Below are 13,344 nucleotides of genomic sequence, written 5' to 3' on the forward strand. Positions count from 1 at the left end.
ACATGTCCAAGGCACAGCGCTACTTCATCACGATCAGCGATCTTTCCACCGCTCGTGGCGATTACCCCGAACTGAGCTTCGACGGTGTATCGCCTGAGCACTTGGCGAAAGATCTCGAAGCCGCCCTGCGAGAGCCCACGCTGTGGGAGCGCTGGCGCGTCATGCAGGACGATCCGGACGAAGTGGATCCACAAACAGCCATCGTCGATCCGGAGGCGACGGTGACTGCATCGCTGGAAGCCCAGCGCGTCGAAGTCATCGTCACGACGAGCCTGTCGCACTCGATCGTCAAGCATCGGCTCGACCTGCTGGTGGGCCGCAACTGGAAACTGCGGGATGTCAGTTCGGTTTGATTGCGGTTGTATCCGACCCCGCGAAGTCAGGTCGTCGCAAAAGTGCGCCGCATTGCGGCTCCCCTGTAGGAATCGCATTCATGCGTGATGCTCTCGCTGCGCTGCCAAAAGCATCGCGACTGAAGTCGGCTCCTACGGAGTGGAGCCATCCAGCGGCCTGGAAATCTGAGGCAATCAGGACTTCTGCCCTGTGCCTGGCGACCTGATCCGTTTTAGGATGACCGGTCAATTCGAGATTCTCCAGGGAGTTTTCCATGTCGATCCGCCATCTCGCAGCCCTGACCCTGGGCTGCCTGCTGTTGCCCGCATTCGCCTACTCGGCTGAAAAGAAAGACGAAAAGCCCGATTGGGATGTCAATGCGGCGCACGGCAAGACCAAGACCGTTCGCTTCAGCACCGATGAGGGCACCTGGCTCGATCTCGATGTAAGTCCCGACGGCAAGACGATCGTCTTCAGCATGCTCGGCGATCTCTACCTGTTGCCGATCGAGGGCGGCAAGGCCCGGCGCATCAGCCAGGGCGCCGCCTGGGATGTGCAGCCCGCCTTCTCGCCGGATGGCAAGGAGCTGGCCTACACCTCCGATCGCGGCGGCGGCAACAACATCTGGCGCAAGCCGCTTGTCGGTGGCGAAGGTACCCAGGTGACGAAGGAGGATTTCCGCCTGCTCAACAACCCGGCCTGGACGCCGGATGGCCAGTACCTGATCGCACGCAAGCATTTCACCAGCGAACGTTCGCTGGGTGCAGGCGAATTGTGGATGTACCACATCGCCGGCGGTGCCGGACTGCAATTGACCAAGCAGAAGAACGACCAGCAGGATCTTGGCGAGCCGGCAGTCAGCCCGGATGGGAACTACGTCTATTTTTCCGAAGACGTGAGCCCGGGCCCCTACTTCCAGTACAACAAGGATCCGCATGGCGTGATCTATGCGATCAAGCGCCTGGATCGTCGTGACGGCGAGATCGAGAAGGTCATCGGAACGCCGGGCGGCGCCGTGCGCCCCGAGCCCTCGCCCGATGGCAAGTCGCTGGCTTTCGTCAAGCGCGTGCGCGAGAAGACCGTGCTGGAAAAGCTCGATCTGGAGACTGGGCAGGTCACGCCCCTGTGGGACGGACTCTCGCACGACATGCAGGAAGCCTGGGCCATTTTCGGCCCGTACCCCAATTTCTCCTGGACGCCGGATTCCAGCGCGCTCGTGATCTGGGCGCAGGGCAAGCTCTGGCGCGTGGATGCCGGCACCGGCAAGCCGCAGGAAATTCCGTTCACGGCGGAGGTCGAACAGGTCGTGGCCGAACCGCTGCGTTTCGAGCAGAGCATCGGTCGCGGGACATTCGAGCCGAAGATGATCCGCGATGTCGCCACCAGCCCGGATGGCAAGACCCTGGTCTTCCACGCGCTGGGGCAGCTGTGGGTGAAGTCCCTGCCGAACGGCAGCCCGACTCGTTTGACCGCGGACAACAGCCATTTCGAGTATCAGCCGAGCTTCAGTGCCAACGGCAAGAAGATGCTCTACACGACCTGGTCAGACGCCGACCAGGGTCGCATCGTCGAATATGACGTTGCCGCGAAGACCTCACGCATCCTGACTGCGAAGCCGGGCTTCTACTACGGCCCGAAATTCTCGCCGGATGGTTCGCGCATCGTCTATTCGAAGACTTCCGGCAGCTCGCTGACCGGCAATCTCAATTCGGGCGAGGCAGGCATCTATGTGATGCCTGCGGCCGGGGGCGAAGCGCGGCGACTGGTCCGCGAGGGTGGCGATCCGGAGTTCACGCCGGACGGCAAGCGCATCACCTTTCTCACCGGCGAAGGCCTGGAGAAGAAGCTCAAGAGCATCGGCATTGATGGCAGCGATCCGCGTGATGTATTCGATCTGAAGTACATCAATTTCGTCAGCGTCAGCCCGAACGGCAAGTGGGTGGCCTTCACGGAGTTGTTCAATGCCTATGTCGCACCGATGCCGCATACCGGACATGTGATCGAATTGTCGAAGGACACCAAGGCCATTCCGGTCAGCCTGATCAGCAAGGATGTCGGTTCCTACCTGCACTGGTCGGCGGATTCGCGTTCGCTGCACTGGATGGTCGGGCGCGAGTACCACACGCGCGATCTCGACAAGGCTTTTGCCTTCCTGCCCGGTGCCCCGAAGGATCTTCCCGAGCCCGGCAGCGACAGGGGTATCGATGTCGGCCTGACCGCCCGCTACGACGCACCCGGCGACGTATTCGCCTTTACCGGGGCGCGCCTGGTCACGATGAAGGATGCCGAGTCGGAACAGGAAGTCATCGAGGATGGCGTCATCGTCGTTGAAGGCGATTCGATCAAGGCGATCGGTGCCAGCGGCAATGTGGCGATTCCCTCGAATGCCAGGGTCATCGATGCCAGCGGCAAGACTATCGTGCCGGGCTATATCGATGTCCACGCCCACGTCAATCATTTCACCAGCGGTGTCGTTCCGCAGCAGAACTGGGCCTACTACACCAACCTCGCGTTCGGCGTGACCACCACGCATGATCCGTCGGCGACCACCGAAACCGTGTTCTCGCAAGCCGAACTGGTCAAGGCCGGCGAGATGGTCGGCCCGCGCATCTACTCGACCGGCACGATCCTGTATGGCGCCGATGGCGACTTCAAGGCCGAGGTCAATTCGCTGGACGATGCGCGCTCGCACCTGCGCCGCATGAAGGCGAATGGCGCCTTCAGCGTGAAGAGCTACAACCAGCCGCGCCGAAACCAGCGCCAGCAGATCAACCAGGCCGCCCGCGAGCTGAACATGCTCGTGGTCGAGGAAGGCGGTTCCACCTTCAACCACAACATGACCATGATCCTCGATGGCGTCACCAGCATCGAGCACAACATCCCGGTCGCACCGTTGTACGACGATGTCATCAACCTGTGGAAAGAAACCGACGTGCGCAACACGCCGACCCTGGTGGTCAGCTATGGCGGCCTCAGCGGGGAATACTGGTGGTATGCGCGCGACAACGTCTGGGAAGACAAGAAACTCAATCGCTTCTTCCCGAAGGAAACCCTTGACGCCCGTGCCATCCGCCGCGAAACCGCGCCGGATTGGGACTACTACCATATCGAGGTGAGCAAGGCGGCGAAGAAACTTCGCGACAACGGCATCAAGATCCAGACCGGCGGCCATGGTCAGCTGCAGGGCCTTTCCGAGAACTGGGAAACCTGGATGCTGACGCAGGGTGGCTTCAGCAATTTCGAAGCCCTGCGCGCCGCCACCATCGACGGTGCCGACCTGATCGGCCTGTCGAAGGAAATCGGCTCACTGGAACCCGGCAAGCGCGCCGATTTCGTCGTCCTCAACACCAACCCGCTCGACGATATCCGCTCGACTATCGATACGCGCTACGTCGTGGTCAATGGCCGTGTCTTCGACATCGATGCGGACATGGCCGAGGTCGGCGGCAAGGGCCGCAAGGCACCCGAGTTCTACTGGCAGCAGCATCAGGACGGCCGCAGCTACGGCATCGAATACGGACCCACGGCTTCGTGCCATTGCCCGAAGTCCGGGACGAGGCACGTTCATTGATCAGTTGGAGTGCCGGCCTTGCGCCGGCACTCTCGCCTTCGGGCGGTCGGTATTCTGCCAGTCGCGTATTTGTTGACTGGCGCCCGTCGCTTTCTATCCAGCCGGCGACGCGGTTTTGATGCGCACCGATGTCTCGGCATCAGCCCAATGCTTTCATAAGCCTTCGGCACGTGAGTTGCTTTCTCTTGAGTGGCCAAGAAAAAAGTAACCACTGCGCTGCTCCTGCAGCGCAGTGAGCAGCAATGAAAAGTGACTCGCCCGCACGGGAGGCGGCTGAAAAAGCGGCATGGATGCCGTGCTCCGCAGGAGGGTGCTCTTCAACCCCAGGCAACCGGGTCCCGGCATTCGCCGGGACCTCTACAACCTGAGCGCAGCGCTATACCGTCCGATAATGATCCGCCATCGGATAGCGTCGCGCATACATCGCGAAGGCCAATGCAGCCAGTAGCGCGAACGCGGCAAAGAAGAACATCAGGAAGGCCGGTTCGCTGAGTCCGCTGCTGGCGATATAGGAGGTCACGCCCTCGTTGCGAACTGCGGCGTTGGTGATCAGGACCCAGAGGTTGCCGAAGGTGACAGAGAGCAGCCAGAAACTCATGATCGTGCCTTTCATCGACGGCGGTGCCTGGCTGTAGGCAAACTCGAGCCCGGTCGCGGAGACCAGAACCTCGCCGAAGGTCAGCAGCACGTAGGGCAGCACCTGCCAGGCGATCGAAGTCGGATCGCCACCATCGATGTTCATCTGGATCAGTCCGGCCGCTACCCAGGCCAGGCCCGAAAACGCGATGCCGAAGCCCATCCGGCGCAGCGCGGTGACCTCCACGCCCATGCGTCGCAGCATCGGGTAGAGCACGATGTTGTTGAACGGAATCAGCAACATGACCAGCAGGGGATTGAGCGCCTGCATCTGCGCTGGCTCCTGCACGAGCCAGCTCGGCCACCACCACGAATCATGCGGCATGATCATGGCGTTGCCCTGCAGGATCCAGGTCGAGGCCTTCTGGTCGAACAGCGACCAGAACGGCGTGACCAGGGCAAAAACGATGAGGATGCGCAGCACGGCGCGCACGCCTTCGACGGCCATGTCCGAATGCTTGCCACGCGCTCGCTCCAGCTGCCACGAGGTACCGATTCCGCCGAACAGGATCAGCAGCCCGAGTGCCACGCAGAAGGTGATGACGAAACTGAAGTGCTCGGGCCACCATGCGGGCGCAATGGCCCAGAGCAGAAAGATGGCCACCGATGCGACGACACCGATCGCCGCCATGATCAATCCGGCACTCCCCTTGCCCGGTGCGAACAGCGCGGTCCTGGCGACGTTGATCAGCGAATCGGGATTCGGCGGCGACGGTGGCACATGCACGTATTTCTTGCGGCCGGCCCAAAAAATCACGGTGGCGATGAACATCAGGATTCCGGGGATGCCGAATGCCCATGCCGGGCCCCAGGCGGCAAGGATGCGGGGCATCAGCAGCGAGGCGAAGAACGATCCGAAGTTGATCGTCCAGTAGAACGCGTCGTAGACGACCTTTGCCGTGGCCTTGTTGCTCTGGTCGAACTGGTCGCCAACGAAGGCCGAGACCAGGGGCTTGATGCCGCCCGATCCGAGTGCAATCAGGAAGAGACCCGTATAGAAGCCCGTGCGATTCGATTCGAAGATGGCCAGGCAGGCGTGACCCGCGCAGTACAGCAACGACAACCAGAAAACGGTCTGGTACTTGCCGAAGAAGCGATCCGAGATCCAACCGCCGAGCAGCGGAAAGAAATACACGCCGATGACGAAGGTGTGGAAGACGTCCTTGGCGATGCCGGCGCGTTCGGCAATCGGCGCATACAGCAGCAGGGTCGTGATCAGGAACGGCGTGAGGATGTTGCGCATGCCGTAGAAGCTGAAGCGCTCGCAGGCCTCGTTGCCGATGATGTAGGGAATTTGCCGCGGCATGCGTGCGGCGGCTTCGGCAACGGCGTCCGGATTCTCGGGATTGGCGGGAATGGGCTTCATCGTGTTTGCAAGATCAATGGGATTGCACGCTACTATGCACGTCGCGGCGCGTGGCGTGAACCGGGCGCGTCGGTTGTTGCAACGCATCACATCCATGCGCCGACGGATTGGCACCACTCGGGGAGAACTCCATGAGCGTCATTGCTGAACCCGCACCGCAGCTCACTCTGCGCGCGATCCTGCTTTCCGTTGTTCTGGTGGTGATTCTCGCCGCGGCCAATACGTATCTCGGCCTGTTCGCCGGCATGACCATCGCATCGGCAATTCCGGCAGCGGTGGTCTCGATGGGTGTGCTGAGACTGCTCGGCGGTGGCGGCATCCTCGAAAACAACATCGTGCAAACCGGCGCGTCGGCCGGCTCCTCGATCGCTTCGGGTGTGATCTTCACGATTCCGGCCCTGGTCATCCTCGGCTACTGGCAGGAATTCGAGTACCAATGGGTGTTTGCCATCGCCGGACTCGGTGGACTGCTCGGCGTGATCTTCTCGGTGCCGTTACGGCGTTCGCTGATCGTCGACCAGGGCCTCGCGTTTCCAGAGGGCAAGGCGGCTGCCGAAGTGCTCAAGACCGGCGAGGATCCCGGCCAGGGCATCAAGACGCTCGGCATTGCCGCGCTGCTTGGCGGTTTCGCCAAGGTCGCCGCAGCCAGCGGCCTGCGCCTGTTCCCCGATACCGCAGCGAGCGCGGCCTATGTCGGCAAGGGCATTGCCTACATGGGCACCAACCTGTCTCCGGCGCTGCTCGGCGTCGGATATATCGTCGGTTTCAATATCGGCATCGTCTGCCTGCTGGGTGCGGTGATCGGCTGGAACGTCGCGATTCCCATCTATAGCAGCTTCTTCCTCGATGGCGATCCGGCGCTGGCCGCACAGGTCGCCGCAGCAAGTGCCGAGGATGCTGCCTACATCATCTGGTCTGCACAGGTTCGTTACCTGGGCGTCGGCGCGATGCTGATCGGCGGTATCTGGACCCTGATCTCCCTGCGCAAATCGCTGTTCTCCGGCATTCGCAGCGGCCTCGATGCGACGCGCTCGGGTTCCACGGCCGTGATCGCGCATACCGAAAAAGACATCCCGATGAAATACATCGCGATCGGTCTCGTGTTGTTCACGCTGCCGCTGCTGTGGCTGTACCAGAGCATCGTCCATCAGTGGACTGCGAGCATCCCGATGACGATCATCATGATCGTCGCCGGCTTCCTGTTTGTCTCGGTGTCGGCGTACATGGCCGGTCTGGTCGGCTCGTCGAACAACCCGGTGTCGGGAATCACCATTTCGACCATCCTGTTTGCCGCGCTCATACTCGTGCTGCTGCTTGGACGTGATTCATCGATCGGCGCGGTCGCTGCCATCATGATCGGCGCGGTGGTCTGCTGCGCAGCCTGTATCGGCGGCGACAATCTGCAGGATCTGAAATGCGGACATATCGTTGGCGCAACGCCGTGGAAGCAGCAGCTCATGCTCGCCATTGGCGCGGTCTCGTCTGCCCTGATCATGGCTCCGGTGCTGAACCTCCTTTTGCATGCCTACGGCATCGGCGTGCCGACTGCCGAACATCCGAATCCGTTGCTGGCCCCGCAAGCCAACCTGATGGCCTCGGTGGCCAAGGGCATCTTCGGTGGCCAGTTGCCGTGGACCACAATCGGTATTGGCGCGGGCATCGGTGCAGTCATCATCGCGGTCGATTCCTGGCTCAAGGCCAGCGGAAAGAAATTCCGCATTCCGGTGCTGGCCTGCGCGATCGGCATCTACCTGCCAATCGAACTGATGGTGCCAATCTTCCTGGGAGGCCTGCTATCGCACATTGTCGAGCGCTTCTTCGGCGGCGCGAAAGATGAGGAGCATCACGGCAAGATCCATCGCAAGGGCATGCTGTTCGCGGCCGGCCTGATTACCGGCGAAGCGCTGATGGGCATCTTCATCGCGATACCCATCGTGGTCACCGGCCGCGCCGATGTGCTCGCCCTGCCCGGATCACTGCAATTCGGTGGCTGGCTCGGCCTGCTCCTGCTCGCCTACATCGCCTGGCTGCTGTACCGCTACGCGACGAAGCCGGAGCCGGAAGCGGCAAACAGCTAGGATCAAGAGCCCACCCTCATCCGCCCTCCGGGCACCTTCTCCCGCCAGCGGGAGAAGGAACATCAAGAGCCCACCCTCATCCGCCTGATTCGCACCTTCCCTGGTGCTCTCCCTACGGGCCGGCTACCGCCGTTCGCGTTCGATCCCCTCGAACGCAGTCGGCACCTTCTCCCGCCAGCGGGAGAAGGAACGTTCCTGGAGCTCATCCCGTGTTCTGGATGCCTGCGGCAATGCCGTTGACTGTTGCGATCAGGGCGTGCAGCAGATCGTCGTCCTTGCGGTCGGTGGCGCGCCAGCGGGTGAGGAGATCAACCTGGAGCAGGCTGATCGGATCGACGTAGGGATTGCGCAGGCGGATTGATTGGCGCAGACGCAAATCGTGTGCGAGCAGTTCGGTCTCGCCCTTGAGATCGAGGATGGCCGTGCGCGTACGCTCGAATTCGGCGCTGACCTCGGCGAAAAAGGGTTCGTGCAACGAACCGGCCAGGCGAGAATAGCGCTCAAAAATGGCGAGATCGGACTTGGCCAGCACCATCTCGACGTCGTCCACCAGCTGCGCGAAGAACGGCCAGTCACGGGTCATCTCGGCCATCGCTTCGCGACCAAAGGTTTCGATGCCATGGGCCAATCCGCTGCCGACGCCGTACCATCCGGTCAGCGCGGCGCGTGTTTGCGACCACGCGAACACCCACGGTATCGCGCGCAGGTTCTCGACACCGCCGGTTCCGCCACGCCGCGATGGACGTGAACCGATACGCAGGCGTTCGATCACGTCGATCGGCGTCGCATGGCGGAAATATTCGGTGAAATCCGCATTGTCGTGAATGAAGGCGCGGTAGCGCCTGCGCGCCTCGGCGGCGATGGCAGCGGCCATCGAACGCCAGATCATCTCGCGCGGCTCGGGTGGACGCGGACGCAAGGTTGCACGCAAGACAGCACCCGTCATCTGCTCGAGATTGCGCAGGGCAATCGCGCGGATACCGTATTTGCGATGGATGACCTCGCCCTGCTCGGTCAGGCGCAGGCTGCCCTGCACCGACCCCCTGGGCGCCGCAATCACGGCGCGTTCCGTCTTGCCGCCGCCGCGGCTGGCCGAACCGCCGCGACCATGGAAGAAGACGATGCGTATCCCGGATTCCTGTGCCAGCCGGGTCAGCGCGATCTGGGTTTGCTGCAGTGCCCAGCGCGAAGCGACCAGGCCACCGTCCTTGGCGCTGTCGGAGTAGCCGAGCATGACCATCTGGCGATTGCCGCGCGCCTGCAGGTGCCTCCGATAGATCGGGTCGGCGAACAGCGACTGGACCACAGCTTCCGCAGCATCGAGATCGGCGACCGTTTCGAACAACGGCGCGACATCCAGCGGCACGTTGCCATGCGCATCCAGGAATCCAGCAATGCTGCCCAGCGCGATCACGGCCAGCGCATCGGCCGCACTGCGACTCATGCTGACAATGTAAGGACCAAATGCCTGTGCGCCATAGCGTGGCCGCAAGCGGGCGACGGTCCGGAAAACGGCCAGGGTCTTGACCGCCGTTTCGTCTTCGCATGCGGCAACCGCCGACGTATCTTCAAGAACGCCATGCAGGCGCGCGACGCGATCATCCACTTCGCGCGACGACCAATCCGGGTCGTCAAGCAGGGCGGCCAAGGTGGCGTCGTGGATTGCGGAATCCTGTCGCAAATCGAGAGTGGCAAGGTGAAACCCGAATGTTTCGACACGACGCAAGAGTCGACGCGCGGCGAACCATCCCGCATGTACACCACGATTCTGCTGCAGGCTGTCGGCAACGATGCGTATATCGTGGATGAAGGTATCCACATCCGAATAGCCCGCTTCCGAACCGCGCTCGGTTTCGGCGATGCGCGCGTTGACCAATTTCAGATATTGCCGGTAGGGCATGTCGTCATGACGGGCGCGCAGTTTCTTCGCTGCGGACGGTAGCGCAATGCGATAGTCCTCGATGCGCGCCAGCAGTTCCGACGAGCACCCAACTCGCGATAGCGAATGGCTCAGCAATCGGCCCAGCTGATAGATCTCCTTGCGATACAGCGCCAGAACTTGCCGGCGTTGCGTGGACAAGGTGGTGGCAATGGTGTCGGCGCCAACATTCGGATTTCCGTCCATGTCGCCGCCGACCCAGTTGCCGAAACGCAGCAGCGTCGGCAGATCATTGGCCGCGGGCTCCTCGCCAAGCGCGTCGTTGAGCACCTCGTAGAACACCGGTACGACACGGTAGAGCACGTCGGTCAGGTAGAAGCCGACGTTTTCCAGTTCGTCGCTGACCGTGGGCTTGTCCAGCGCGAATTCGGCGGTCTGCCAGGCTGCGGTCAAGGCCATGCGCACGCGTTCCAGATCGGCACGACGTTCGACCGGCGTGCGACTGCGATCGATATCGGCGACCAGCGCCCGAACGACCTCGGTTTCCTTTTCGAGCAGGGCGCGGCGCACGGCTTCGGTCGGGTGTGCGGTGAAGACGGGCTCGATCAGCAGGTGGGACAGGCAGTCGTGCAGCTCCTCGTTGCCAACCCCGTTCTCGCGCAGCTTGCCGATCACATCGCGCAAGCCACCAGGCTGGGGCGCGGCGTCTGCCATTTCATATTCGCGACGTCGGCGGATGCGATGCACGCGTTCGGCCACGTTGACGGCCTGGAAGTAGGTGGAGAAGGCGCGCACCAGATCGGTAGCGTGGGCAACATCCACATCCTTCAGTTGGTGTTCGAGATCGCCGGTGCCGGTGTCGGATTCACGCCGGGTGATAGCGGCGATACGAATGCGCTCGACCTCTTCGAGGAAGGCTTCACCGAGTTGCTCGGCAAGTATGTCGCCGACCAGGGATCCCACGCGATTGACGTCATCGCGCAAGGCCTTGTCGGTTTCGGGGAGGTCGCTCGAACGCAGGCTGTCTGCGGCATTTCTGGATGGATTGTTCATCCGGCAAGCCTACATTGTTGCAACGCGGCATAGTAGATGGCGTCGATGCCCCATGCTCGACGCACGGGCGAGTGCTTTATCGATTTCGTCGCAGGAGCTGGCTTCAGCCGCGATGCTCTTGTTGCACATGGCAAAGAGCATCACGACCGGAGGAAGTCCCCTTCTCGGGACGACCGGAGGAAGTCCCCTTTTCGGGACGACCAGAGGAAGTCCCCTTCTCGGGACGACCGGAGGAAGTCCCCTTTTCGGGACGGCTGAAGCATGTTCCTGCAAGCGACTGACGTGCCCGGCGCCCGAACGGGCGCGGGCTTGGATTGGCTGTCCCTCGTTACTGCTTCGGTGTTGGCTCTATGCTGACTGCCTTGAACAGTGCGTCGGCGTCGTACATGCGGTCGCCACGAATGGTTGTCCTTACCTTGCGGATATCGGCCATGTTGATCGTGGGATCGCCATCGACAAGGATCAGGTCGGACACATAGCCCGGCGCAACACGTCCGTACTCGTCCTCACGCTTCATGACCTCGGCGCTGCCGATGGTGGCGATCTGCAACACATTCATCGGCGGAATGCCGGATTCGACATACAGTTCGAACTCGCGGGGCAAGGTCATGCCGGCGAGATTGTCGGTTCCCGGAACAATGTGCACGCCGCTGCGGTAGAGCACGCCGACCATGTTGACCATGTTCTGGTAGGAATCACGGAACAGCGCCACCTGCTCCGGCTTCATCTCCAGGCCACCGGCACCCGATCGGATTTGTCGTTGCCAGGTGCTCGGGAAGCGATCGACGATCGCAGCAAAGCCCGGCCCCGGTACGCCGGGGCGGCTCAGGAACATGTCCTCGAAGGTGCCGACGGTCGGATCGATGACGATGTTTCGATCCTTGAGCAACTTGATGAATGCAACGACCTCCGGTGAGCTCAGATCGAGCTCGGCACCATACTCTGCGACCGCCGTGAAGCGCGCTGGCGTGCGCGTGTCCTGGACCTTGTCGAACATGAAGTTGAGAAACAGCATGTTGATGTGCTGTATCTCGTCTGCGCCATTCTCGACAAACTGCTGGGCGGTCATGTAGGCCGGTACGTGGCCGCTGACCCGCAGGCCCTTTGCATGCGCGGCCTTGGCGATAACCGGCATCAATTCAGGTTTCACCGAGCTGTAGATCTTGATCTGCTCGTGACCGCTGGCGGCGTAATCGTTGACCGCGGCAATGGCTTCTTCTTCGTTCTCGACCAGCACCTTGGTCGGGCCGGCGAAGGGTCCCTTGCCATCGATGATGCCGGCACGAATGATGCGCGGGCCGATGTCCTTGCCCGATTCGATGCCCTCGATCAGACCGGTCAGCACATCAGTCTGGTTGGCCATGTCGCGCACCGTGGTCACGCCCGACGCGAGTTCGAGCAGGCCATCCGAGCCACCCGAGAAATGCACGTGCATGTCCCACAGGCCGGGCATCAGGAACTGCCCACCGCCATCGAATTCGTCGACGCCAGGCAGCAGGGTGACGTCGGCGGCGCCGATCGAGACGATGCGCCCGTCGTCGATCAGCACCGAGCGCGCGTCGACTACCTCGCCACTGGGCGGATCGAAAACACGCACGTTGCGGATCAGCAGTGGCTTGTCGAGAACGCGGGTCAACGACTTGGCGCGGGATTCCGCAAGGCGCTTCTCCTCAAGCTCCTGGCGATCGCCGATCGTCTTGATGCTGTCTTCGTAACCTTCGCGGATCATCGTCATCCAGCCCGAGTAGGTGGCGAAGAACTGCTGGTCTTCGTCCAGCCAGATGTAGTCGGGAAGCAGACCGAGCCCGCTGACCGCATAGAGATCAATCGTCCGTGTTCCGGGTGCGCCCTTGACCTCGACGCTTGCCAGTTTGCTGATGCCAGCTTCTCCCGAGGGCTGCAGGGCGAGCCTGTTGTCCGCAGCCGCGAGCAGCGCGCGCGCGAGCAGGGCGCCATCTTCGGGCACCTGATTCAGTCCGAGAAAAAACGTCGGGCCGGTAACGGTCCGCTTCTCGTCCTCGGAGGCGTTCTTCCAGCTCAGCGTGTCGCCGACTCGCGACCAGCTCTCGTCAACCGGGGCCTTCAGATAATCCACGCCCTTGAGTGTTGCCGAGGTGGGCATGCCTTGCGCATCGAGTTGATAGCTGGCATCGAGATTGGGGCCGCGCCCGCGGTCATTGAACTCGAAATGCACGTCGAGCTTGCCGTTATCGGCATAGCGCGCTTCCTGGAAGCCGGCATTCGCACCGGCCAGAATCACGACGCTCCGTTCGACTCGCTCGGCAGCCAGGGCCGAGCCGAACGAAGCTGCACACAAAAACAGAAAAACGACTGACCGATTCATTCGCAATCCCCAAGAAGGCGTGTTCCCCGTTACCGGGATTCTCCCATACGTGACGCAAGTCGCAAATTCGCGCGGGCAGCATCC

The 13,344-nt window shown here is 62.0% G+C and carries 6 protein-coding genes; 3 read left to right on the top strand and 3 right to left on the bottom strand.

Going from position 1 to position 13,344, the window contains the following annotated elements; genetic code table 11:
* Nucleotides 1-2 precede the first annotated feature (2 nt).
* Both R3F00_RS05525 and R3F00_RS05530 read left to right on the top strand, forming a co-directional pair.
* Entirely contained in the window at nt 3-353 is a 351-nt protein-coding gene (locus R3F00_RS05525; protein ID WP_371280731.1) for a hypothetical protein, read from the top strand.
* A 254-nt stretch (nt 354-607) separates the two neighbouring features.
* Complete coding sequence (locus R3F00_RS05530) at nt 608-3,904, top strand: amidohydrolase family protein (RefSeq protein ID WP_371280732.1); 3,297 nt, start codon at nt 608-610, stop codon at nt 3,902-3,904.
* Between the two features lie 376 nt (nt 3,905-4,280).
* On the opposite strand, the gene R3F00_RS05535 is transcribed toward R3F00_RS05530, so the two are convergent.
* On the bottom strand, nt 4,281-5,906 hold the full coding sequence (locus tag R3F00_RS05535) for an oligopeptide:H+ symporter (protein ID WP_371280733.1): 1,626 nt from the start codon (nt 5,904-5,906) through the stop codon (nt 4,281-4,283).
* A gap of 131 nt (nt 5,907-6,037) precedes the next feature.
* Here R3F00_RS05535 and R3F00_RS05540 point away from each other — a divergent pair, with 131 nt between their 5' ends.
* Nucleotides 6,038-7,984: an OPT family oligopeptide transporter gene (locus R3F00_RS05540; protein WP_371280734.1), complete on the top strand. Its 1,947-nt coding sequence runs from the start codon at nt 6,038-6,040 to the stop codon at nt 7,982-7,984.
* Nucleotides 7,985-8,186: 202 nt separating this feature from the next.
* Here R3F00_RS05540 and ppc read toward each other — a convergent pair whose 3' ends face one another.
* The gene (gene ppc / locus R3F00_RS05545) at nt 8,187-10,916 is read right to left on the bottom strand and encodes a phosphoenolpyruvate carboxylase (protein ID WP_371280735.1); all 2,730 of its coding nucleotides are present in this window, start codon (nt 10,914-10,916) and stop codon (nt 8,187-8,189) included.
* A gap of 328 nt (nt 10,917-11,244) precedes the next feature.
* Nucleotides 11,245-13,260, bottom strand: a complete 2,016-nt coding sequence (locus tag R3F00_RS05550) for an amidohydrolase family protein (RefSeq protein ID WP_371280736.1) — start codon at nt 13,258-13,260, stop codon at nt 11,245-11,247.
* Nucleotides 13,261-13,344: the final 84 nt, after the last annotated feature.

This window comes from Dokdonella sp. (assembly GCF_041395345.1).
Classification (GTDB): domain Bacteria; phylum Pseudomonadota; class Gammaproteobacteria; order Xanthomonadales; family Rhodanobacteraceae; genus Dokdonella.